This is a genomic window from Methanobacterium petrolearium (assembly GCF_017873625.1).
In the GTDB taxonomy this organism is placed as follows: domain Archaea; phylum Methanobacteriota; class Methanobacteria; order Methanobacteriales; family Methanobacteriaceae; genus Methanobacterium; species Methanobacterium petrolearium.
On the sequence record NZ_JAGGKL010000006.1, the window covers coordinates 80779 to 104628 of the forward strand.

General features: G+C 38.3%; 29 protein-coding genes. 4 read left to right on the top strand and 25 right to left on the bottom strand.

Annotated elements, in window-relative coordinates:
- Window positions 1–45: 45 nt before the first annotated feature.
- Entirely contained in the window at window positions 46–846 is an 801-nt protein-coding gene (locus J2743_RS06890) for a metallophosphoesterase (RefSeq protein WP_245248120.1), read from the top strand.
- Between the two features lie 89 nt (window positions 847–935).
- On the opposite strand, the gene J2743_RS06895 is transcribed toward J2743_RS06890, so the two are convergent.
- The 3 genes from J2743_RS06895 to J2743_RS06905 form a co-directional block, all read right to left on the bottom strand.
- The gene (locus J2743_RS06895) at window positions 936–1823 is read right to left on the bottom strand and encodes a tetratricopeptide repeat protein (RefSeq protein ID WP_209625845.1); all 888 of its coding nucleotides are present in this window, start codon (window positions 1821–1823) and stop codon (window positions 936–938) included.
- A gap of 703 nt (window positions 1824–2526) precedes the next feature.
- The gene (gene lon, locus J2743_RS06900; RefSeq protein WP_209625846.1) at window positions 2527–4902 is read right to left on the bottom strand and encodes an endopeptidase La; all 2376 of its coding nucleotides are present in this window, start codon (window positions 4900–4902) and stop codon (window positions 2527–2529) included.
- A gap of 200 nt (window positions 4903–5102) precedes the next feature.
- Window positions 5103–5477, bottom strand: a complete 375-nt coding sequence (locus J2743_RS06905) for an ArsR/SmtB family transcription factor (RefSeq protein ID WP_209625847.1) — start codon at window positions 5475–5477, stop codon at window positions 5103–5105.
- Window positions 5478–5727: 250 nt separating this feature from the next.
- Here J2743_RS06905 and J2743_RS06910 point away from each other — a divergent pair, with 250 nt between their 5' ends.
- Window positions 5728–6186: a DUF2115 family protein gene (locus J2743_RS06910; protein WP_209625848.1), complete on the top strand. Its 459-nt coding sequence runs from the start codon at window positions 5728–5730 to the stop codon at window positions 6184–6186.
- 124 nt (window positions 6187–6310) lie between these two features.
- Here the strand turns inward: J2743_RS06910 and J2743_RS06915 are convergent, their stop codons facing one another.
- The 20 genes from J2743_RS06915 to tsaA all read right to left on the bottom strand — a co-directional run bounded on the left by J2743_RS06915 (window position 6311) and on the right by tsaA (window position 20800).
- A complete protein-coding gene (locus tag J2743_RS06915; RefSeq protein ID WP_342451637.1) occupies window positions 6311–6634 on the bottom strand; it encodes a DUF3194 domain-containing protein in 324 nt (107 codons plus the stop codon).
- Window positions 6597–6956 carry a prefoldin subunit beta gene (locus J2743_RS06920; RefSeq protein WP_209625850.1) on the bottom strand — a complete coding sequence of 120 codons (360 nt, stop codon included), beginning with the start codon at window positions 6954–6956 and terminating at the stop codon, window positions 6597–6599. Before J2743_RS06920 ends, J2743_RS06915 begins: the two co-directional genes overlap by 38 nt.
- Before the next feature lie 96 nt (window positions 6957–7052).
- Window positions 7053–7307, bottom strand: coding sequence for a KEOPS complex subunit Pcc1 (locus J2743_RS06925; protein ID WP_209625851.1), 255 nt, complete (start codon window positions 7305–7307; stop codon window positions 7053–7055).
- Window positions 7294–7824, bottom strand: a complete 531-nt coding sequence (locus J2743_RS06930; RefSeq protein WP_209625852.1) for a Brix domain-containing protein — start codon at window positions 7822–7824, stop codon at window positions 7294–7296. The genes J2743_RS06925 and J2743_RS06930 overlap by 14 nt, the downstream gene beginning before the upstream one ends.
- Window positions 7825–7977: 153 nt before the next feature.
- The gene (locus J2743_RS06935; protein WP_209625853.1) at window positions 7978–8109 is read right to left on the bottom strand and encodes an Rpo12/RPC10 RNA polymerase subunit family protein; all 132 of its coding nucleotides are present in this window, start codon (window positions 8107–8109) and stop codon (window positions 7978–7980) included.
- Window positions 8110–8379 carry a 50S ribosomal protein L37Ae gene (rpl37A, locus tag J2743_RS06940; protein WP_209625854.1) on the bottom strand — a complete coding sequence of 90 codons (270 nt, stop codon included), beginning with the start codon at window positions 8377–8379 and terminating at the stop codon, window positions 8110–8112. It lies immediately after the preceding gene.
- A 135-nt stretch (window positions 8380–8514) separates the two neighbouring features.
- Entirely contained in the window at window positions 8515–9315 is an 801-nt protein-coding gene (gene rrp42 / locus J2743_RS06945) for an exosome complex protein Rrp42 (RefSeq protein WP_209625855.1), read from the bottom strand.
- Window position 9316: 1 nt separating this feature from the next.
- Window positions 9317–10012, bottom strand: coding sequence for an exosome complex exonuclease Rrp41 (gene rrp41, locus J2743_RS06950; protein WP_337972256.1), 696 nt, complete (start codon window positions 10010–10012; stop codon window positions 9317–9319).
- Between the two features lie 55 nt (window positions 10013–10067).
- On the bottom strand, window positions 10068–10796 hold the full coding sequence (gene rrp4 / locus J2743_RS06955) for an exosome complex RNA-binding protein Rrp4 (protein WP_209625857.1): 729 nt from the start codon (window positions 10794–10796) through the stop codon (window positions 10068–10070).
- A gap of 38 nt (window positions 10797–10834) precedes the next feature.
- On the bottom strand, window positions 10835–11530 hold the full coding sequence (locus J2743_RS06960; protein ID WP_209625858.1) for a ribosome assembly factor SBDS: 696 nt from the start codon (window positions 11528–11530) through the stop codon (window positions 10835–10837).
- Between the two features lie 3 nt (window positions 11531–11533).
- Entirely contained in the window at window positions 11534–12289 is a 756-nt protein-coding gene (psmA, locus tag J2743_RS06965) for an archaeal proteasome endopeptidase complex subunit alpha (protein WP_209625859.1), read from the bottom strand.
- A gap of 90 nt (window positions 12290–12379) precedes the next feature.
- Window positions 12380–12757 (bottom strand): Rpp14/Pop5 family protein, encoded by a 378-nt coding sequence (locus J2743_RS06970; RefSeq protein ID WP_209625860.1) that lies wholly within the window; start codon window positions 12755–12757, stop codon window positions 12380–12382.
- Window positions 12747–13478: a ribonuclease P protein component 3 gene (gene rnp3, locus J2743_RS06975; protein WP_209625861.1), complete on the bottom strand. Its 732-nt coding sequence runs from the start codon at window positions 13476–13478 to the stop codon at window positions 12747–12749. Before rnp3 ends, J2743_RS06970 begins: the two co-directional genes overlap by 11 nt.
- A 15-nt stretch (window positions 13479–13493) precedes the next feature.
- Window positions 13494–13916 carry an RNA-binding protein gene (locus tag J2743_RS06980; RefSeq protein ID WP_209625862.1) on the bottom strand — a complete coding sequence of 141 codons (423 nt, stop codon included), beginning with the start codon at window positions 13914–13916 and terminating at the stop codon, window positions 13494–13496.
- The gene (locus J2743_RS06985; protein WP_209625863.1) at window positions 13916–14461 is read right to left on the bottom strand and encodes a 50S ribosomal protein L15e; all 546 of its coding nucleotides are present in this window, start codon (window positions 14459–14461) and stop codon (window positions 13916–13918) included. The genes J2743_RS06980 and J2743_RS06985 overlap by 1 nt, the downstream gene beginning before the upstream one ends.
- Before the next feature lie 180 nt (window positions 14462–14641).
- Window positions 14642–16003: an MATE family efflux transporter gene (locus J2743_RS06990; protein ID WP_209625979.1), complete on the bottom strand. Its 1362-nt coding sequence runs from the start codon at window positions 16001–16003 to the stop codon at window positions 14642–14644.
- 176 nt (window positions 16004–16179) lie between these two features.
- The gene (locus tag J2743_RS06995; RefSeq protein WP_245248122.1) at window positions 16180–16530 is read right to left on the bottom strand and encodes a MarR family winged helix-turn-helix transcriptional regulator; all 351 of its coding nucleotides are present in this window, start codon (window positions 16528–16530) and stop codon (window positions 16180–16182) included.
- A gap of 425 nt (window positions 16531–16955) precedes the next feature.
- Complete coding sequence (locus tag J2743_RS07000) at window positions 16956–19013, bottom strand: histidine kinase N-terminal 7TM domain-containing protein (protein ID WP_209625865.1); 2058 nt, start codon at window positions 19011–19013, stop codon at window positions 16956–16958.
- A gap of 126 nt (window positions 19014–19139) precedes the next feature.
- A complete protein-coding gene (locus J2743_RS07005; protein ID WP_209625866.1) occupies window positions 19140–19691 on the bottom strand; it encodes a GyrI-like domain-containing protein in 552 nt (183 codons plus the stop codon).
- Window positions 19692–19846: 155 nt separating this feature from the next.
- Entirely contained in the window at window positions 19847–20800 is a 954-nt protein-coding gene (tsaA, locus tag J2743_RS07010) for a tRNA (N6-threonylcarbamoyladenosine(37)-N6)-methyltransferase TrmO (RefSeq protein ID WP_209625867.1), read from the bottom strand.
- 243 nt (window positions 20801–21043) lie between these two features.
- Between tsaA and J2743_RS07015 the strand changes: the two genes are divergently transcribed.
- Window positions 21044–21424 (top strand): ArsR/SmtB family transcription factor, encoded by a 381-nt coding sequence (locus J2743_RS07015; protein ID WP_209625868.1) that lies wholly within the window; start codon window positions 21044–21046, stop codon window positions 21422–21424.
- 172 nt (window positions 21425–21596) lie between these two features.
- Here J2743_RS07015 and J2743_RS07020 read toward each other — a convergent pair whose 3' ends face one another.
- The gene (locus tag J2743_RS07020; RefSeq protein ID WP_209625869.1) at window positions 21597–21917 is read right to left on the bottom strand and encodes a carboxymuconolactone decarboxylase family protein; all 321 of its coding nucleotides are present in this window, start codon (window positions 21915–21917) and stop codon (window positions 21597–21599) included.
- Between the two features lie 167 nt (window positions 21918–22084).
- Here J2743_RS07020 and J2743_RS07025 point away from each other — a divergent pair, with 167 nt between their 5' ends.
- Entirely contained in the window at window positions 22085–23200 is a 1116-nt protein-coding gene (locus J2743_RS07025; RefSeq protein WP_209625870.1) for an ABC transporter permease, read from the top strand.
- Window positions 23201–23304: 104 nt separating this feature from the next.
- On the opposite strand, the gene ribC is transcribed toward J2743_RS07025, so the two are convergent.
- A complete protein-coding gene (gene ribC / locus J2743_RS07030) occupies window positions 23305–23763 on the bottom strand; it encodes a riboflavin synthase (RefSeq protein ID WP_209625871.1) in 459 nt (152 codons plus the stop codon).
- Window positions 23764–23850 lie beyond the last annotated feature (87 nt).

The following is a 23850-nucleotide window of genomic DNA, read 5'->3' on the forward strand; positions in this document are numbered from 1 at the left end:
AACTTGAATGAAAATTAGCCGAATTAAAACGTTACAGGTGTCATTTTGATTAAAAAACGTTATTTATTGCTAATGGCAGTGATCCTGTTAGTAATCTACATGTTCTTAGAACCCTACTGGATTGAAACCAAGGAGATAACCATTGAATCCGACCAGATCCCTGCCCAATTTGATGGTAAAAAGATTGTTTTCCTCTCTGACATTCATGCTGGTCCTTTTTTTAGTCAAGAAAGAATTGATAGCCTGGTTAATCAGGTCAATGCCCTGGATCCTGATCTGATCCTCCTGGGAGGAGATTATGTAGACGGTGATTCTGCATATACCCCCTCCACTTTTAATTCATTATCCAATTTAAAAGCCCCTCTAGGCGTTTATGCAGTTTTAGGTAATAAAGATCCTCAATATGTAACTTTGAATACCATATTCCAATCAAATGTAACCTACATAGGCAACAAAGGGACTTGGATCACGGTTAATGGCTCCAGAATTCGTCTGGGTGGAGTAGGTGATTACAATAATGGTGCTCAGATACAGGATGCCACCACTTCAGTGGTTACACCCCAGGACTTTGTTATTTTAATCAGCCATAACCCTGACTACTTCCCCCTGGTTGATAAGTCCAAAGTTGATCTGGTTTTCTCTGGACATACCCATGGAGGACAGGTAACCTTCTTCGGACTATGGGCACCTACCACTCACTCGGATTATGGTAACAAGTACCGTACCGGGGTTATCACCGAGGATAACTCTACTTTAATTGTTAGTAATGGTCTGGGAACCACCATATTACCAGTAAGGTTTTTCGCACGACCACAAATCATAGTGGTGACTTTAAAAAAGACATGATGGATAAAAAAAGAAGGAATTACTGATAAAATGGGTTAATCCTGGAAAAAAGACACTAGTAAAAAAATAGATGAATCATCTTAACTTAATTACAAATTTTTTAAACACATTCCCTTAACCAGGTCAGGTTTTTTATCCAAAAGCAATCTGATTGCTTCGTCAAAATGTTCCAGGGCTTCTTCTGTTTTTTTAAGTTGTCGAAGGGTCACTCCTTTATTGTACCATGCCGGGAAATAGACAGGATGTGATTCGATTATTTCATCAAAACAGTGAATAGCTGCATCCTTCCTATCCATATCCATTAAAATAAGTCCTTTGTAATTCATAATATCCCATTCTTTTGGTTCTATTCTTAAAGCATCGTCAATGTATTTGAGGGCCTCTTCAAGTTTTCCCATTTCATAGAATGCACGTCCTATATTGTAGAGTGCAATAAATGAGGTGGGATCAGCTTCTGCTGCTTTTTTAAAATAAGTGACAGCATCCTGGTAATTTTTTAGATCAAAAAGTATCTCTCCTTTAGCATTACACAGATCAGGGTACAAATCATCGGATGTGTCAATTAAAGCCAGGGCCTCGTCAATTAATTTCTGGGCAGACTTATTCTGCCCCAGAAAGTGATAGGCCAGACCATTGAAATATAATGCATCAACATCATGGGGTTCTTCCTTTAGAAATTTTTCATAGGAATGGATGGCATTATGATAATCTCCTAAATAGAATAGAACCGTTCCTTTATCAAAAAACAGACCTACATTTTCAGGGTTGTATTCTAGAGCTTTATTGTAATCCTTCAAAGCAGAATGCAAGTCTCCAACATCAACGTATACTGCTCCCCTTAAAAGGTGAGCATCAGGATTATGAGGTTCAAACTCCAATGCTCTTGAAAATAGGTTTATGGCCTTAAAATAGTCCTTATGGCCTAACCAAGTGTCGATACCCTTTTCGATATAGTAGTGAGCACCTTTAGTTTGCATTACAACCCCCCAGGTGATGTATTACTATCTTTATTCTGAAATATAAAATTTGGGATGGGATACAAAGTCGCAAAATTATTTTTCTACTGGAAACTTTCCCGCCCTGAAAGAAAAACATTTATTACCATAAAACTGGAAAATAAAAACAATATAACAATATTGTTACTTATAAACAATAATAATAAGATGATGGTTGTGTTAACATCGGTTATCTGATTTGCAGGGAATGTAAAGGTTACTATGAGTTAACAGAAGGAGAAAATCCTGATGACTTTGAAAGCTGCCAGTGTGGGGGTGAACTGGTTTATTCTCATCACTTAGAAACATTATCCGCAGTTCTGTCCTTTGCAGAAATGGATGAAAAACTACAGCAAAAACTCAATGAAATAATGATTCTGGAAGAATCCATTCAAAACAAAAAAAATCCACACAACCGGAGTCGAAACAAGGATAATGTGTTAAAAAAAATCTCTAATACTTTGACCGGTGGTCATAAATAACACACTAAAAACAAATCATCCCATAAATAGGAATCATCCAACTAACCAAAATTAATCCTAAAATCTAACTCTGAAATCTAACTCTGAAATCTAATTCTGAAATCTAATTCTGAATTTTTTTAAAAAAATAAGGTTAATCCTCCCAATACGATTAATCAGGAGGATAAAACAATTTTTCAGCTATAATGCTATTTTGGCGTAATTTAAGTGCCTGCCCCCCCAGTCAGAGTGTCTGTAGACATATCCATCATCAGGGGTTTGGGAAGTTCTATGCCAATGGTTTCTTTTATGACATCTTCCACAGTTTCAACAGGGATGAACTCTATTTCAGCTTTAACATCATCAGGAACATCATCCAGGTCTTTTAAGTTTTCTTTAGGTAAGATGACCCTGTTTATTCCTGCCCGGTGGGCGGCAAGCACCTTTTCCTTGATACCTCCCACTGGTAGTAATGCTCCTCTGAGGGAGATCTCACCAGTCATGGCCAGTTTAGGATCCACCTCACGGCCAGTTACCAGGGAGGCTATAGTGGTGAGTAATGCCACCCCTGCAGAGGGACCATCTTTAGGAATGGCTCCTGATGGTACGTGTATGTGAAGGTCTTTTTTGTCAAATTCTACCTTTTTAAGGCTGAAAGCCAGTCGAGAACGGATTAAACTCTGGGATATCTTGGCAGATTCCTTCATCACATCTCCTAACTGTCCTGTGAGCATTAACTTCCCGGTTCCAGGCATGAATGCCCCTTCAATGAAGAGTATGTCTCCACCAACCGGTGTCCATGCTAATCCTGTAACCACACCGGGAGGATTATTTTTACCTGCTTGGTTGATCTGAATTAATTCATGGCCCAAAATGTCGTATAACATGTCTTCTTTAATGGTGTAAGGTAAATCCACCTTGCCCAGCACTATCTTTTCAGATGCTACTCTGGCTACAGTTGCTAACTGGCGTTTAAGGCTCCTTACTCCTGCTTCTCGGGTATATTTTTCGATGATGGATTTTACTGCTTCATCTTCAAAGACTATCTGAGTTTCATCCAGTCCGTTGTCTTCTAAGACCTCGTCAATGAGGTGTTTTTTGGCTATGTGGAATTTTTCATGGCTGGTGTAGCTGCCTATCTCAATGATCTCCATACGGTCCCTTAATGGGCCGGGAATGCCTTTAAGTGAGTTGGCAGTGGCTATGAAGAACACATCCGATAGATCGTAGGGTACTTCCAGGTAGTGGTCTGAGAAGGTGTTGTTCTGTTCAGGATCCAGGACCTCAAGTAAGGCACTGGCAGGGTCGCCACTGTAGGAGGCCATTAATTTGTCCACCTCATCCAGGATGAAGACGGGGTTTTTTTCACCGGCACGTTTCATACCCTGGATTATTCGGCCAGGTAATGCCCCAACATAGGTTCTTCTGTGTCCTCGGATTTCTGATTCGTCTTTTACACCACCCAGGCTTATACGTACGTATTTACGTTCCAGTGCTTCGGCTATGCTTTTGCCCAGGCTGGTTTTACCAGTTCCTGGTGGGCCTACCAATAGGAGGATGGAACCCTGTTGGTTCTGTTTGAGTTTCATCACTGTCAAATGCTGGATTATACGGTCTTTGACTTTATCCAGCCCGTAATGTTCATCGTTTAAGATTTTTCTGGCAGCTTCTATGTCAATGTCTTTGATCTGGCTTTCATCCCAGGGTAATGCAACTAAAAGGTCCAGGTAGTTTCTTATAACGTTTTCTTCTGAGCTGTTGGGGCCCTGGCGTTCCAGTTTGTTAACCTCGTCCAGTGCAATTTCTCTTACATCTTCTGGCATGTTTGATTCTTCAATTAGCTCCCGGTAATCCTTCCTGCCTTTTCCTTCGGATTCATGTAGTTCATCCTGGAGAACTTTTAACTGTTCTTTGAGTATGTTTTCCCGGTGTTTTTTGTTCATTTCTTCGTTGAGTTTGGCAGCCATTTCCATCTGGAACTGTATGGATTCTTTCTGTTGAATGAGGATGTCCAGAAATTTCAGGCTTTTTTCTTTTAGTGATCGTGTCTGGAGGAAGTCCTGTTTTTCTTCCAGTGCGAGTCTCATGTAGGGGAATATGCTGGCAATTACTTTACCCAAATCAGTCATTTGTTTGATCTGGTCTGAGTAAGCTTTGGATTCTTTGAAGTTTTCACTTATTTCCGATACAAGGTATCGTACGTGTTTAAGGATTTCTTCCTGGTTTTCCTGGTCTAAGTCCATTAAATCGGGTATTAACTTGTATTTAACCTGGTAATTTAAACCATCCTTGATAAATTCTTCAATTTCAGCTCGTTCTATGATTTCTACTTTCAGGTGGTAGAAATCTTTCATTTCTACGGCGTTTTCTATTTTAACTAATGTCCCTACCTTGTATAAATCTGATTTTGAGTAGAACCGTGCTGGTGATCCTTCTTTGGCTGCAACTGCAATGCCAAAGTAATTATGGTCTTTAACCCGGTCGTGTATTTCTCTCCCCCTTTTTCTACTAATTTTAAGGTTCATGCTAGTTTCATGTAATAAAACCATGTCTGGTAAAACTAACAAGGGTAATTCTTCGTTTGCGTTTATCTGGTTCATATTAATCACTCATAGGGCTTTATGAATCAATAACTTTGATAATAACTCAAATACTCATGATTTACTTTAAATTTAATGATTTAAGATTAATTTTTCTCAAGTTTATGTAAATTTATTTTAATTACAGATTCCAGAGGTTTAAATTCAAGTCTAAAATGATTTTTGGAAAATTTGTGGAATTTAAGGGGAATAACTTATATTTATTCTTCCTTTTTTTCTGAGTAGTGGCATTTCGATCTTTCCATTTGATTGCACCTTGCAAATGCACAGCTAAATAAAAAATCAATTCTTTTTTGGTACTTTCTCATGGACGGTTCGTTGAATCTGTAGTAGATGTAGTTTCCTTCTTTTTTTGCAATGAGGATTTTGGCATTTCTCAGGATTTTTAGATGCTGCGATGCTGCAGGTTGTGTGATACCCATGTTTCTGGACATTTCAGTTACACTGATCTTATCCACTTCACCGGACGCCAGTGAATAAATCAAAAGTAACCGATTAACATTGGCCAGGGCCTTCAACACTTCCTCCATCTCTTCAGTTGCCTCTAATGTTGACCTGGAATTTATCCTCAGCATGTACCATAAGTATATTAGTATATGCTTATATACTTTTCTATCCAATTAGGGCATAAATTAATGTATGTGAAAATTAAGGCAGCAACATTCTTTAGGGGTTGAACAATATTACAAAAAAGTTAAACTAAAGATTGTCTTTTTTACTAAAAGAACAACAATTAACGAATCAAAAATATTAGTGAACATTACAACACCTATAAACTAGCCGTGACAAAAATTAGATATAAAAAACTTTGATAAGGGGTTTTAGATGAAGAGTTCAAATTTAGTTATTAAGATTAAAAAGGATTTAAAACCATTTAAATCAAAAGTTAACTGTCACAACAAAGATAAAAATGAAAATATTGATCCAATACATCTTATCATGTCTAAGTATAATAAAGATAATTTTAATGAGATTATGAGTTTATCTCCTGAAGAAATTGATGGAGAAATTGATGAAGGGAAATTGAATGAGTTTAAAGAGAGTATAGAATATTATTTCCAGTTACATGCTCCAGATGATGGTGACTTTAAAGAGTTTATACTGGCAATATCCACATATCTATCATTTATAGCAAAAAAACCATTGCATCCACCAGGGATTATTTTTTCAGATGGAAACCGAGTATTTAAAAAACAAGATAAATATTATTGTACCGGGAAAAATGTTTTCATTCAGGAAACATATTCACTGTGCAGATATTGCATTTGTAAACAAACACAATGATAAATATATGAACATTATTTTAAACTATTTTAAGGTACAGAAGATTAAAAAAAATGGGTTGGTTCTGAGTTCACAATCCCCATAATCCCTCAATATCATACATTTTTTGAAGATTTATTAAAAATTAGGAGGATTCTGACAGTTTTTCAACCTGTCTATCTATTTCATCCAGGGCAACTTTAGCTGCCTCATCAGCCAGAGTCTCACCTGCTTTAGATAGCTCATCCAGGAAGAGTTCTATTTCTACATCCACATCAAGGCCTTCGTCCTGATTGAATTCAACTCTTAACTCCAGGTCGAGAACTTCCTTTTTAGAAACCTTGGAAAAAATATAGTTTTCTGCGGCTACTGCCGCAGCTTCAGAGATTTCTTCCAATTCAGAGTCTGTGAGGGTTTTCAAACTTTTGACCTCAGTTACCCATACCAGGTTGCTGCATCTGCATGGCACCCTGTAAGGTTTCCTGCATTTCCTGCAACCGTTTCATAATTCTTTCTTCTTGTCTTGCCACTGTTTTTTCCCTGAGTTTCAGAGTTTCCAGTTTCTCAGACATTTCTTCAGTTAGCTCTGGCTTACCCATTTTAATGAGTAGATTTCCTGCAGTTTTGTAAACTTCAGCATCATCTTCCACTTTCTCCAGTTCTTCCAGGGCTTTTTCTGTTTCACGTATCTGCAAATCTACGCTTTGTTTTTGCATGGTTATTGCCTGTGCTTGCTGTTGCATCTGCTGGAATTGGGCTAGTTGATGTTGGATGTTTTGGGGGATTTCCATATTTTCACCTCATATATCATATAATAAATCAGTAACATGTGTATTCTAGTTTTAAATTTAATTTTTAAATCTTAATTCTATTTCAGATATAATTATTTAACTCAATTTGAGAACCTGCTGAGAAAGTGTGATCCAGCGGAGGTACGAATTTATGGATGCTCGAAGGGAAGGAGAATCCTGTGCCTTTATGTAAATGAATAGAACTTTATTCTCACATTTTACTTCAGTCATGGCTCTATCAGAGGGTGAGTCACATATTTCAGGCTGAATTGCAGATAAGACAATTTCGGCTTCTTTTTGGGAGTCAAACTCTATTTCAAACTGGGCTTCAACTTGTTTAAGAGCTTTCATCTACTTCCCCTGCGAATTCACTCTCAATTATATAGATGCGTGGACCAGTAGGTTGACCGTGGGCATCGAAAAATTCCATCACTGGTGTGGATTTCCTTTTGTGGGTCCTTATCCATAGTAGATTACAATCAGATTTATGTTCCTTATTATAATCAGATTCATGTGAATTTTCAGGTGGAATGTCAAAAATCTCTTGGGTAACATGTTTTAATTTTTTTACTTCACACCGAAGAGAAATTGCATCCTTGTTCATCCTTCCTTTAGGAAGGGAGAAATCCACAGTGAATTTCATGGTAGCGAATAGTTCACCATCCACATAAACGTCCATCCCATTGGGATTTCCATCTTTTTCTGATATCACCATTACACGACTCATTCCCAGTTGATTGGCCTTCAAAAAAACATCTCGAAGACTCATTTTTCCCCGGTTAACACAACGAGCTTTCATGACCCGTTCTAATCCGCGGCAAAAAGTTCTGGTTCTCTGAGATGGTTTTCGGGAAGTGGTGAATAACATGAATCTATTTTAAATATTCAAGTATTGGTTTTACCTTTGGAGGGTAAAAGTTTGGGGATTGATTTGCCTCTTGAGGTATTGATGAATATTCAATGAATTAATTCACCTTTAGATGCTAAATCTTTTTAAATGTAAAAACCTGGTTCCAGCTTATTACCTTGCTTTTACAACGCGTCTAACCTTTGGGATCTCCTTGAAAAGTATCCTGTATCGGCAGCTGGGACATTTAGATTCTGTGTACCCTTTAATATCTACAAGTGTACCACATTTAACACATTTATACAATTATAAACCTCCAACAATCCTTTTAATGTTTCTTGAGGCGGTTTTGCCCATGGGAGTGTTTGGCATGTATGCTCCACCGGTGAAGACAGCACCACATTTGCGGCACTTCCATATTCCTGCTGAGACTCTTTTAACACCTGGCCGGTCACATTGAGGGCAGGTGTGATTCTTTTTCATATTCTCTTCAATGATTTTTACGGATCTTTTTGCTTTTCTACCGTATCGGGCACCGAATCTCCCAGTAATACCTACTTTTTTGGTTCTTGCCATAATTATCACCTTAGTATTTTGTTATAATGAATTGTTTAGAGTGTTTATCCACTCTAAACTGATATAGTTGCTTGGACGTTCTTAGTTGTTTGGATTATTGTATTTCACTAAAAACTTTGGATCTGATGGTATCCTCTAGGCTTTGGGAAGGGATTTACGAAGTTCTTTAGTTTTATCTTGGGCTATTGTGATGGCTTTTAATGCTTCTTCACGGGTGAGGGGAACTGATCCTCCTTTTTGCATGGCACATATGCTACCATCAGCCCTGATACCTATGGATATTCGTGCATCAAGGATGTCATCCTCTTCCAGGGATGGGTCAACCACCAGTTCTTTCCCAATCTTGGCCAGGGTGCACATGAGTGGCTGTTCCTTAACTGGGAGTGGAACCATCTTTTCATGGTTAACTACTACTTCTTCATCTTCAATGGTTGTAGTTGGGATTTTAGTATTCATAATAGCAGCTAAACTGCCTAAAACTGCAGCATCAAAGAGATTACCATCATAATCCACAATGTGCATGTCTAAAAAGATCATCCACACTTTCTTTCCAGGTATGATGGTCAATTTTTCCAGGTCAATTACTCCCCCTTCCCTAATGCAACGGTCTGTTACACGAGCCAGTTCAACTGAACGTTCATCTGGGGGTCCTGGTTCAAAGTTAGGGGCTGCCATTGGCAGGAGTTCTGAGTTAGTTATTAAAACTCCCACGTTGGGGGTGTCTGGGAATGGTTCGCCGATCTGAGGTTTAGTTCCCACCACGATCTGGGTTTTACCTATTTTAACACGGGCTGAACCTTCTGCTTTCTTTAATATGCCTGTTTCCAGGCTTATTTCCCGATACTGGTCCAGATCTCTTCCATCTGCTCTTTCTTTATTTTGGATGAGGTTAACCACGCTTTCTTTTATGATCTCTGGAACTATGCTTTGTACCATTTTAATCACCGTACCTGTTTTTGATTGCGTTTTTCTGTTCTTCACTAATGGTTTTGCATCCTTTTATGGCTAGATCCAGTGCTTGTTCAAATTCACCGGATGTGAGGTGTCCGTCCATCTGTAGTAATGTTATATCCCCTGTACGGGGCATCATGGCTATTGGTAAGTCGGCTTCTCCTTCTTTATCCTCTGATTCAGAGAGGTCCATTATAACCTGTCCATCAGATTTACCAGCAGCACATGCTGCTACCATATCTCTCATGGGTATGCCTGCATCGGCCAGTGCCACTGATGCGGCGGATATACCAGCGCATCTGGTTCCTCCTTCAGCTTGCAGAACTTCTATAAATATGTCGATGGTTGATCGTGGGAATTTTTCAAGGAAAACTGATGGGTTAAGTGCTTCTGCAGTTAATTTGGATATTTCCACGGATCTTCTGTCTGGTCCTGGTCTTTTTCTATCTTCTACTGAAAATGGGGCCATATTATAGCGACAGCGCAGTATTGCCATGTTAGGTTTTAACAGTCTACGTACGTGTAATTCCCTTGGACCGTAAACAGCTGCCAGCACTTTGTTATCTCCAATCTCCAGGTATGCTGATCCATCTGCTCGTTCCAGGACTCCTGCCTCTATCTTTAGGGGCCTCATCTCATCGAAAGCTCTTCCATCCGGCCTTTTTTTAGTTCCGGATGTGATTAAACTTCCTTTATTATTTCCTATTGATTTGCTGGTTAAAATAATAATCACCCCTTTATTGAATCAGTTTTTCTTCAAAATCGTCCTCTTCTTTGGTTGTTTTCTCATCTTTGTTGTTCCCGAGAAGTTCCAACAACATGTCTCTTATCCTATCTGTAAGACCAGAGGTATGTGCTTCTTCTTCAATGGTTTTCACAACCTTCTGGACCACTCTTTCCATTTCTGGTTGTCCTTTGACCCAGACTATTCCATTTTGACCGACCACTACTTCACATCTGGTCTGGTCTTTGATCATGTTGATCATGGATCCTTTCTTACCTATGAGCCGGGGTACCTTGGTTGGGGTTATATATATCAGGATTCCTCCTCGGAATTTGCCCAGCCCTCTGCCTTTAAGGCCAAGTTTAACCTTTTTAACTTCATCAACATCTACAACTCGCAGAAATAGTACATCTCCTACATCGAATGCCCTGTTTAATTCTCTTTTGTCCTTACCAAAGACTTCTGCTGCAGGTAATATTCCCGAATATGGCGAGTTAATGTCTAAGTTCCACATGGAAAATCTAATGTCACTGATTTTACCTATTACTACATCTCCTCTTTTAGGGATGTATTTACTCTGTAAGGGTATAACACTAATCTTTTTGTCCCTAACAGCAACCAGGCCGACCAGGGAAGAACATATCTTGTCTACATCCTTGAAAGTTCCTCTACCTGAATGATAGTCCCCTTCTGCCAGTATTTCACCTGGAACTACTATCTGTTTATCTTCTACAAGTAACACGTTTTGCCTCCTATTTTACGGGCTTATAAAAAGAAGTTTTATTTTAAGAGTTTGGTTTCCACCTGTCCATGGGTGATCTCGGAGAGTTTTTGATAGAAATTATCCTGCATACCACCAGGGATTTCTACAACTGCAACCCATGAGCCATCCGGTTGCCATTCTTCTTTTTTTGTTTTTCCAAATTCTGGTATGATTCCATAGACTTTTCCCGTGTCCTCTCCAGGTATGTGAATAGCCACTTGTACCTTTTCAAGTTTTATGGGTATTAATCGACGGATGGCCTTTAATGTAATATTAACCTGTTCATCCACACTTTTAAAGGGATCCACCCTGATTTTAGCCTCTTCCATAGCTATTTCAATCCTTCTTGCAGGGTGGGGTAGTTTTGTCTGAGGATTTATTGCTTCTCGCGCTATTTTAGCAACGATCATCTTCCTTTTATCCTCCTGCATATCTCTCCGCTGTTGGGCGGTGAGTTGGACATGGCCTTTACGTATGATGATGGCAGCGGCCTCTAGGGGGTCTGCAGAATCAAAAGCCTTGTTCATGGCCTCTTCCGACGCCTTGTCCCCCTTTTTAGCATCCTTAAAAACCTCTTCAACAGCCAGTATATCTTCAATTTTGATATCTTCGCCCCTTTTAAAGTCAGATGCTAGATCAGGATCTACCAAAATCTCAAATCGCTCCCCGTAATATTCTAAACGGGCAATAACGGCATCTTCAAGGGTAATCATGATTTATTCCTCTTCTTCCTCACCTTCCTTGGATTTGCGGATGAGGAGTTCTTCTACATGATCTTCTATTTCATTTTCAGTGAGTTTTCGGTATCTGTGATTCTTTTCTTCTATAACAGCTATTTCCACACTTTCTTTGGTGGTTTTACCCTCGGTAGCCTCGTAGATTGCATTCAATGCCAGATCCATGGCTTCAGGGAATTTCATATCTTCACTGTAGCTTTTTTCGAAGACTTCCATGGCCAGGGCTCTTCCAGCTCCAATGGCAGTGGCTTTGTATTCAATTAAAGCACCACTGGGGTCAGTTTCGAAAAGTCGGCATCCATTATCATTTACCCCTCCAATTATCAGGGCAGATCCGAATGGCCTGACTCCACCATGCTGGGTGTACATCTGTTTCATGTCACATATCTTTTTGGCCAGCATTTCCACTGGTATGGGTTCGTTGAATGTGATCTTATTGACCTGAGATTCCATTCTGGCCTGTTCAATGAGTTTCCTGGCATCAGCCACCAGTCCAGAAGTTGCGGCTCCAATGTGTTCATCAATTTGGAATATCTTTTCAATGGAGGTGGGTTCCACCAGTTTGCTGCTGGGTCTTTTATCAACTACCAGCACAATCCCCTCGGATGATTTTACCCCTAATGAAGTTGTGCCTCTTTTTACAGCTTCTCTTGCATACTCAACTTGAAAAAGTCTTCCGTCAGGGCTGAAAATAGATATACCTTTATCATATCCTGCTGCTGGGAACGGTTGCATATCTTATACCTCTTTTAAATTTTTTTGATAAAACAATGAATTTAATGATAGAATATTTGATTTAATAACTTATCAAATCATTTATACATTTTAATCATCTGCTGCATTCAATTTAATAAACTTTGTTATTGCTGCTTTGATGGTTCCTGAAATTCCCAGGGTTTGGAAAACTACTCTTTTTCCTCTAAATCGGGTTACAGTTGGCATTATAGCCCTAGCAGCATTTATTTCCTCACGGTTACATCTGATAATTCCTTTTACCATATTTTTTCCAGGTGACGGATAATTCCATACTTTAACCACCCATATACCGAGTTTACTTGCCCCATAAGCTCCGTAAAGATCTTTAGATTCTTCTGAAACCAGAGATATTATGTCATCCCTCTCCAGGGGAATTTCCGATATTGCCTGAAATGCCAGATATCTGGTTTTATCCCGAAGATGAGTAGGCAAAATTTTAAGCTTCATAATCCCTCTGACTCCTTTGTTTTAGCAAACGAACACCTGGAATTATGATCTGGTCCCTTATTTCGTTTCTTGCCAGTATATTCTGAGGAACTGTTGATAAGGCATGTAATGCCTCATCATTGGTCATTCCAAAACAGGATGCCAAAGCAATCACATCCTGTGGATGGCGTAGATCATAAACAGAACTAGCATCACTGGTGATAATGACTGGAACATTATATTTACGATGCAATTTCATAATTTGCCTAAACTGACTTAAAACCCGGTACCGCTGAGTAGGACGGGTTAGGAGGAAATATTTAAGATTTATTTCCACAGAAACATTGTTTTCAGCGGCTTTGACTGCTAATACATGGTTAAGGCCACTGTCATATCTGCTGCGGTAAGGATGGCTTAAAATGTCAACTCGAGGGTCTTCAGTGGCAGCTCTATTTATCTTAAGATCCCCACCATGGACCAGGATCACGTCGACTTTTTTTCGGAACTTTCGAACCTGTTTTTTTAGGTCTTTAGAGTTTTTAGCATCTATTTCCACGGCAAACTTGATATTAAGCTTATCATCACCAGGGGATGTGTTTATGGTTCTTTTGATGTTTTTAAGAATTTTGGATTTATCCTCATAATCCTGAGGACTTAATACAAGAGCCATTCCAGAATATCCCATTTTTAAGGCATTGATTGCCAATTCAGGGTTTGCGTGAATATGAAGATCAAAAAACATGTGCCTCACCTACCCTTATTCCTCAAATATTTTTTGAGCTACCTCAAGGGCTATTTCCTTCCTAGCAGGGTAGGCAGCAATTTTAAGTTTAAGATGCAAAGCATCACCGTGCTCTACCATCTTTAAATCCCCCAGATAGGCACATTGTTTATCAAATCTAAGAAAAAGGTTTCCCTTATCATCCATACGGTTATGAAGTTCTTTTAAAATCTTTTTTTTGACTGAAGGTTTTAATGAACGTAGTTTTTCCAGGAAATCATTAATTTCTCTTTTCTTGGTGATCTTTCCATGGAGAATAATAACCGGATTATTATGGTAACCTTCTGTGACTTCTTTTTCAGGTAGGGCTGTGGGGAGGAGGGTACATATGGCCTCCCTAACCTTCTCTTCGCTTTCTGTTGAGTAAACAAAGGCCCGGTATGAGAGGTTATGTATCATTACCTTAGTTTCTCCGCTCCTTTACCTCTATTATAAAGTCCCCTGTTTTTCTTACCCTCACTGGTTAAACCACGGAATGCGCGACTTGTGTGCTGTTTTTCACATATCCAGTTTATTTTAGGGTCATTTTTGATTGCAGGGTGGTTGGGGTCCACCAAGATTACTTCGAAGAATTTGAATTTTCCATCTTCCCAGAGCCAGTATGAGTTTAACACTTCCAAGTTAGGGTACCTGCGGGCTACTCTTTCTTCAGCTATGCGCTGGATGGATTTTTTAGGAGTTATTTTTTTAACACCCATTCTTTTAGGCCTTCGACCGGCAGTGAATCTGGTTTTTCTTCTTCCACCACGGCGTACTCGAGTTCTGACAACTATGTATCCTTTTTTGGCTTTGTAGCCAAGGGATCGTGCTCTGTCTAGACGGGTTGGCCTGTCTATTCTATTAATTACACTTTCTCGTCTCCATTGAGGAGCTCTTTCTTGCATTAATTCTTTTACGTAAGATTCGTCTGGATTTTTCCAGGCTTCTTTGATATAATTGTACATTAAATACACCTCTTTTTGTTCAGCTTTCGCCACATCCATGGGACTAACTGTAATCCCAAAAAAAGTAGGTCAAATACACGCCACTTATTGGCGGTAACAAAATGTTGATCATATGTCCTTAAAAAGGTTGTGCTAAAAAATAAGGTTGTGCTAAAAAATAAAAAATATCCAAAAACAAAATTAAACTTGTTTCTGGATTCTACTTATGTAAAGACGTGCCCAGAGATATGCAACTATACCCCCTGCAATGTCTCCTGCAACTATACCCCACCATACACCCTGCTGGCCAAAGTTCAGGGTCATTGCCAGCATGTAGGAAAATATGGCTATGAAAAGTAGCTGTCTAAACACAGTGAGAATGAGAGAGGTGATGCCCTTTCCCACTCCCTGGAAGATGGAACTGGACATGATCCCTGGAGGTACGAAGATATAAAATACACACATCACCTGCAAGAAGGCAGCTATGGTTGGTGCCAGGTAGGCAGTTTCTGGTGAGTAGGCGAATATCTTGGCTATGTATGGTGCCAATATAAAGGTTGAAATGCTGGTTATGATGGCCACTAGCAGTCCTACCTTCATGGAGTAGTTGTGGGCAATGGATAGGTTTTCATATTTTCTTGATCCATAGGCAACGCCGGCAACAGTGACCACTGATGTTCCGATTGCTGCCATGGGTATTATGGCCATCATTACCACTCTCCATCCTGCAGAATATATTGCTACTGCATCGGTCCCTGCCACTATAACCAGTATTGCGTTTAAAATGGCGGTGACTGCTGACATTACCATGAACTCGGCACTGGCGGGTAAACCAACTTCTAATATGGATTTAGAAACTTTCATATCGGGTTTGAAATATTTCCAGGATAAAGTGGCAAAAGTGTCCTTCTTTTTGAGGAACCAATAGATTATCACCAGAGAAACAATACCCTGGGAAATTAAGGTAGCCCATGCTGCTCCAGCAATACCCCATCCTGCAAGGTAGATGAGTATAGGGTCAAGAATTATGTTGATAACTGCTGCTATTATCATAGCATGCATGGTTCTTTTGGTATCTCCTTCTGAACGCAGGATTCCGTAAGCAGCACCGTTAAACAACATCAATATAGTACTGGCAAATATGACAGTACCATAAGTCATAGCCAGGTCAATGGTGTTCCCTGCTCCCATAACTGAAAGAATAGGATATAAAAATAGTTCCAGCAATACGGTTAGAACCGCTGAAATAATGATGGTGATAACCAGAGTATGCATGGCCGTGTTGTTTACACCTTCCTTGTTATGGGCTCCTATGCAACGGGAGATGGCGGAGGTTGCACCGGCCCCTATGCCATTGGAAAGACCTACCAGTATCATGAAAAGTGGTGTTACGAATCCCACGGCTGCCAGGGCATCTCCACCCAGACCAGAAACCCAGATAGCGTCCACCAGGTTATAAGCTGAAGTCAATGACATGGCCACAATGAGGGGGCCTGAAAGTTTTAGGATTGCATGTTTAGGGTCACCTGTAATCAGGTCAACACCCTCAGTGATCCCTTTCATGGTTTCCGGGATTTTTTCTTCATTTTTCCCTTCAGAAGATTCACCCCCCACAGGTGATGAAGGATTTTTCCCTTCAGGAGATATATCCCCTGTAAATGATGATGAGTTATCATTTGATGATGATTTGTCCTTTGAAGACGATTTTTTATCCTTATTCAAAATTTCACTCTCTTAAATTACTTTTTACTTATATCCAGACTGTTTTTTGCCAGTGCTTCCACACCCTCTACTAAAAGAGAGTGTTCTTCCGGTGAAAAATTCTTAAATATGGTATCCTCCCATTTTTTTTCAGCATTGAGGATCTCTGGTATGATTTTTTCCCCTTTTTCAGTCAGGGATAGTCTGTATCTCCTTCTATTAACCGGATCCTGGACCCTCTGCACCAGTTTTTTGTCTTCCAGTTTCTGGATGCTACGAGCAATAGTTCCTTTATCAATATGGAACATCTTTGCCAGATCATCCTGGGTGAGCTGCTCCTTTTTGGAGAGTGCTACAAGACAGGGAACCTGCCCCTCAGTCAGGTTCAAATGTTTTAACTCTCGGTTCATAAATACAAAATGATTTCTGAGAATTATTGATATCAGTCCCTTAAATGGAATTTTTAACGACATATTCACTGAAAACCTGTTTTAATTTTTTTATAAACGATTCCCTCAACAAATTGAGGAATATGATGAGCAAAAATTAAAATAAAAAATTTTGGCTTCAATTATACTATTGAGTTCCCAACATATAAATATGTTGTTTATGCAACAATTGTCACGACAACCACAACTGATACTGGTGGTGTGATAATTATAACTAAAAGTTAAACACAGATAAATCAATTTAACAATTATTATTCATGAAAAGTTTTTTTATCATTATTATGAATTTATGTTATAAATTCTACCCAAAAAAGCATGTTAACACATTAGCGTTTGATTTTGATCTTAGTTTCAGTTTTTATACATTAACCCCTGTCATATGCAAGTTTTTCTTCAAAACTAATCTCAAATTTTGTTCCTTCAGTAGTATCAAGTGTAACTGTAGCGCCAATTTGGTCTGATAAACTGTAAATTAACATCAATCCCAGGGAATCTGACTTTTTAGGGTCGAATCCTTCGGGAAGTCCAACTCCATTATCACTGACGGTTAATTTTAATTTATTTTCGCCATTTTCAGCATAGGAATGGAAATCTATTTCTATTTTGCCACTCTTATCATTAGGGAAGGCATATTTTAAACAGTTTGAGATTAGTTCCGTTAAAATCAGCCCCAGTGGAATAGCAGTGTTTACGTCCAGCATGACTTCATCTACATTAATATTCATTTCAACCTGTTTCGAATCGGCGGCATAGCTATAAAAAAGGTTTTTAGCCAGGGTGTTTATGTATTCACTGAATTCTATCCGTTTTAGATCACCGGATTGGTAGAGACTTTCATGGATCATTGCCATGGATTTGGCACGGTTTTGACTATCTTTAAATATATCCCGTGCATCTGTATCCTTTATATACCTTGATTGCAGATTAAGAAGGCTCTGAATAACCATTAAATTATTTTTAACCCTGTGATGAATCTCTTTCATCATGAGATCCTTTTCTTTCAGGGAATTTTTCAGTTCTTCCTCCATTTTTTTCCGTTCACTGATATCCCGTGCAACAATCTGAACAGCACGGCGGCCATTGTAGACTATTGGGGCATCACCCACTTCTATATCCTTGACCTGATCATCCTTGGCTATGATTTTTTCTTCGGTGAAATCTAAAAACTTTTCTTCATTATAAACTTCATTTAAACGTTTTTTAGCTATTTCTAGTGAATCTGGATGGTGAAAAGTGAAATAGTTTTTACCTAAAAGATCTTGAGGGTTTTCAAATCCGAATACCGTAGCTGAAGCCTTATTAGCAAAAACAATTTCCTCTCCTATCACCACTAAAATTGCATCTGGTGAAAGTTCAGATAAATTTTTATAACGTTCTTCACTGTCATTGTAATCCTTTTCTACTCTTTTAAGTTTGTTTATATCCGGTATTACAATTAAATGTCCTTTAAAAGAATTATTATCATAGAGAAGTGTGCTTTGTATTCTGATCCAAATGTTAAATGGATCTCCTGCAAACACTACAGATTCTTCGTCCTGGTTCTGATAAAATTCCTTTAATTCAGGTAAATTTTCCAATAGTTCCAAAACGTGCCGACCCACATCATCACTGCTAATTCCAATCATTCCAGCAGCGGGGTTGGCATCTATTAACTTATCTTCATTATCAAAAACCATAAATCCATTTTTGATGGTATTAAACAGTGTTTCATAAGCAATGGGCCTTATTCCTAATAAAGAAAATTTAAATATTGATATTGCTATGAGTAATCCTGAAATAGTAAGACCAAATGGAGTTATGTCCAGTCCAGGTATCTGTAAAATATCGGTATTGTACAATATGCTGAAAAAGATGGGGATAACCCCGCTTAACATTAAAATCAGGATTTGGTTGTGGTATATCCGTGGTGACTTCATTAGTAATCGTAATAAAATCACCAATCCCAGGACAATCATAATATAACTGTAGCCAATATTTACCCAATATCCCAGTCCATGGGCATAGATCAAAAGGGCACCAGTCATATCAGATACTGGGGTGATGCTGGGCCAGATGATCCCATGGAGATCATTGGTGAATGCCAGAATTATGACAACCAGGGGCAGAACCATCAAAGTACCTATATAAGCTGGTTTGAGATATTTTTCGTATTGGCCATACTCTAAAATCAAAATGAACCATAAGGGGGCGGCAGTGGCTACTCCAATGTAACTTATTTTTATCCAGAATATTTTGGCCATCATATCTGCGCTGAAAAATTCCATGGCAGAACCTAAACACCAGAAAAATACAGAAAACATCAGTAGTGCGAAATAATAATAAAATTTGGAAGAACGCTTCCTGAGACTGTAGAAAGCCAAGTACATGACTATTATGGCACTTATTAATAAAATTATACCCAAAATTGGTTGTTTAGCACTCATCCCTAATCAGTTCCTGCTAATTTCTAAGAAATTAACTAAAGTAATGGTATAATATTTATCTGCCTAAATATTAATTTTTTTCATTTTTTTATACTCGGATAACTGACTAACTCCCTAATAGATCTGCTACTCATTATTAGGTCTTTTTAACTTCACAGGTACATAAAAATCAACTTCTGATTTGGGATCATTAATACCCCTAAATCTGTTTTTATCATAGGCCAACACCATGTAAGGGTACGATTCATCATATTTTGAATCAGGGAGCCATTCATTCCATATGTAATTCCCACCATTGAACATATCTTCTCCTTTAAAGGTGAACACCACATATTTAGTGGAGGGAAGTGTCTTACCAAACATTTCTATGGGCATCTCATCCAGATTTTTAACTTCAACTCCCACATACACGTAAAAATTCCCAGTATCTTTGTAATCGTCTGGTTGGATGTGAACTTCATATGCCACATCCCCTAATGCTTCTTTATGCAGCATTTCGTCATGAAAATAGCATAACCTCTGAAACCGACTCCATGTCACTCCAATCTCGTTTTCTGTACTCCATTCTTCATTTGAATGAAATGGATCCCCATAATAAACACAACCCACTAATTTTAAAGTTTTTACACCAGTAACTCGAATTTCCTTGGGTTGAGGAAGGTTTGGATCGGAGTTCATATTGTATCCTCACTATTGATGAATTGTCATTAATTCCTAAATTGAGTCCAAATGAAACAATATCTAATCATTTATTATATATTATTATCACCTCCTGCATTAATCATTAAGGTATTTTTCATGATTGGTTAGTTAATTATCACCCATCTTTGTGTTTAGTATTCAGATCTCCATTGTGGCCACAGGAAAGAAAGCCATTTTGGAATCTTCGGTTCTTTTACTCTATCAAAAAAAGGAATATATGGCTTTAAATCTATAACTGCTGTGCCATCAAAGGCATCTATGCTTGATATTTCCAATATCCCTTTTTTTCCATCAACTTTAATTATTTGACAAGTAGTTAATGCAATTGGGTTGGGTCTGTATTCAGAACGGGTGGCAAAAATACCTGCTTGTTTGTTGGTAGCGTAGGGAAGTGTGGTGCGTAGCGCAGTTCTATATTTATCACTGGCAAACTTATCAGCCCACCAAAATACCATGACATGACTGAATTCAGCAAGTTTCTCTAATGCAGGTAGGTAAGAGTCTGAAATTTCCAGATATGTTTTGGATTTTTCCAGTTTAACCTCTCCAATTTTGTATATCTTATATGACTCTGGATTCTGTTTTATGTTGAAAAATTCGATACTCGAATCTGAATCATCCATAGTTGATTCAGGAATAATGGGAAACTGGATCTCAGTTAAAAGCTCACTTTCAGGGACTTTCCCCGGACTGTTCAAGTAGATCTCTCTGGGAACTCCAATTATTTCATATCCTTCTTTGAATATATGTTTCATCATCATTCCATAGACTGATCCCACCTCTTGATAGGGCCCCTGGTGGAGAGTAGATAAAACCCTGTGTTGTGGTAATATTTTCACACGAACCTTGCCTTCGTCTTTTAGTTTTCCTTGAAATGGTATTCCCACATCATATTCCATTTCTATTGGTGACACTTCCATTGGACTGGTGTAATAAACAACAAATGGGGGTCCAGTGATTTCTAACCCTTCATTCATTAAACAGTCTATTAATTCATTTATTATATCACCCATGGCTTCTACTGGCCCTACATAAGATATACTGGCCACTTGTTTTTCTTCAATGGTTTTTGATTCAATTTTCATGTTATCCTCTCATTTATCTCCCGAAATAAATGTTGGAAATAATAATATATAAATTTATTTTTTTTCGGAATAATATTCCATTAATTAATGAATATGTTTTTGAGTATAGTGTGTTGATTCCCAAAATGTAGACATGATCCATAAATGAAAATAGGGACATTGTAATTTTGAAAAATGGTAATAGGAGGTAAACGCTTGGTTTAACGGAAAAATATTTATCAGACTAAAAAATAAAACAATTGTATGGATAAAAAAAATGATTTAAACCCTTCACAAGAGTTTCTCTTAAAATCCTTTGATGAAATTCTTCTTATTTTAAAAGCCATGGGAAACTCCAGCCGGTTGAAAATACTGATTTTGCTGGTAAATAGACCCCTAAACTTTCAAACACTACTTGATGAAATGAACCTAAAAAAATCCGCCCTGGCCAATCATCTAACTCAGCTAAAGAATTTAGGTCTTGTTGAAAAAATACAACACGGAACCTATGGTATTACAGAAGATGGCAAAAGATACATTTTTTTTATTGAAAAGAGTTTTAAAGATAGTAAAAAAGTAAAAATTAAAAGAAAAGAAATTCGGCAGCGAAAAAATCTTGCAAAATCCTTTTTAGAGCGAAAATAAGAAAATAACTATTAATTACTTGTTGATTTCTTTGGACCCACTCGTGGGTAAATATTAGGTATCTCCAAACTAAACTCAAAAGATCATTCATTCCCTTAGAAAAAAAATTTGGTTAAAGTTTATTATCTAGAGCCAGATCTATCATCTATCCGAAAAAATAAAAAAAAATGAATTATTCAGTAAGATCATAGAGTATTTTCATGGCTTTGGTGAATGGTGGGTTACCAGAAGTTAATAAAACCACTCTGAGGACATCAACAATCTCATCTCGAGTGATGTCAAATTCTTGCATGGCACTCATCATCTGCTTTTTCATTGCCCTATCATCTGAGGCTGCAGCAGTTATCCCCAGTGCAATCAGCTTTTGTGTACGATAATCTAAGACTTTACCTGTGAAAGCTGCTTTGTTCAACTCAACGACTGCTTTAAAGATATCTGGATAGTCTTTTCGAACATGGGCCATGCCTTTACCATAAAAAACATCTTCTTTCATCCTTTCTCCTCCAAATATATCTTTATTATTTCATAATAGTATGTCATTTTATTCATATATAATTTTTTTAAAATGAACTCATCTTAAGAAAATAAAGGAGAAAATTAAAGGAAATCATTTAACCTCTTCTCATAATTTATTTAGATTATTACAAACATAATAGTAGCATGTCTTTTTTATCTTTCATAGTCAAGAATCCTTTCAGAAACAGAACTCGAAGTATTTTAGCCATTGTTGGAATAGCCATAGGAATTGCCACCATAGTAGCCCTAGGTATTGTAACTGATGGTCTTAAAGAATCCACTGAAAGCACTTTAAAGGCAGGACAGGCTGATTTCACTATTACCAAGGCAAATTCAGGTGGTTTTTTTTCTAGCACCTTGAATCAATCATATGTAGGTGAAGTACAGAATATAACTGGAGTGAAAGAGGCAGTGGGAGTTCTAGTAAATACATATAGCCTTAATGGTGATGCTTTTATTTTAATGGGCATATCCCCCGATAAACTGGAATTGGCGAACATTAACCTCCAGGAAGGAAACGCTTTTACGAGTAACGGCTCAAATGAGCTCATTCTCGGTAAAAGGGCTTCTCAAAGTTTAAATAAACATGTTGGGGACACTGTTACCCTTTTTGGTAGTGATTTTAAGATAACCGGAATCTATGAGACCGGTAACATGTGGGAAGACGGTGGGGCATTCCTGAATCTGGAAAAACTTCAAAACCTCACTGATAATCAGGGCAAAGTCACCATGATATTTGTAAAGATTGACAATGATGCCCAGCTCCAGGATGTGACTGACAGCATCGAAGATACTTATCCTAACAAATTAACCACCATTAAAAGTGTTGATGATTTCAACAGAGTTAATAAAGGTTTAAGTAGTATTGACACGGCATCATGGGCCATATCTCTACTGGCCATTTTAATAGGAGGTATTGGTGTGATAAATACCATGGTTATGTCAGTTTATGAGAGAACCAGAGAAATAGGGGTGTTGAAAGCTGTGGGATGGAAAAATAAAAGAATACTCACCATGATTATGGGAGAATCCCTAGTTTTAACCATTTTCGCAGCCCTCATTGGCATCATCATGGGGGTGGTGGCTGTGAATCTAATATTACTCTCCCCATCAGTGGGAGGATTTATAAAACCAGTTTATTCTCCCCTAACGTTCATTAAGGGCTTTGGTGTGGCGATTTTAGTGGGGCTTATTGGTGGTTTATACCCTGCTTATCGGGCTTCTCGCCTGTCCCCAACCGAGGCACTGCGCTATGAATAGATGAAAACCTGGGAAGAATAAAGATCTCAAAAAAAAGTTTGGATAAATGAAATATTTCTTTAATTGTTACAGTCATACATTTTAATTGTTGCGTGTTTAAACAATTATAATGGTCCTTTGTCAGGATGGCCTTCCCTCATACCCATACCTGCCTCTTTTTCTAGAGATCCTGGTTTGAAAAACATTTTAACCAGATTCTGTGCGTGTTCACGGGCACGGTGATCTGCCAGGAATTTAAGGTCCTTTTCATCTACACCTTCATCTTCATGGACAAACACTTCCAGTATGTGCGTGTTGGTCATGAGCTGGGCCTGTATTAATCCGGTAGATGCCTCATGAGCACATATTTTATCGATCTTCTCAGGACCGGGCATGCCCAGGGCCATTACCACTTCACAGCCTTCTTCTTCAATGAGCTTTTTTGCTGCCACAGGAAGGTCTTTAACGCCGGGAACTGTCCTTCTGATTATTCTATTGTTGCCCACATGCTGTTTTATCTCGTTTATGGCTGCAGATGCCATGTCGTAACGGGCAAAGGTTGTATCGCAGATTCCAATTATCATGGTATCACACTATTAGATGTAATTAGATAAGAGTTAGTATCATTTATGATTTACTCATTCCATTATAAAAATAAAGAAATGTGTTTC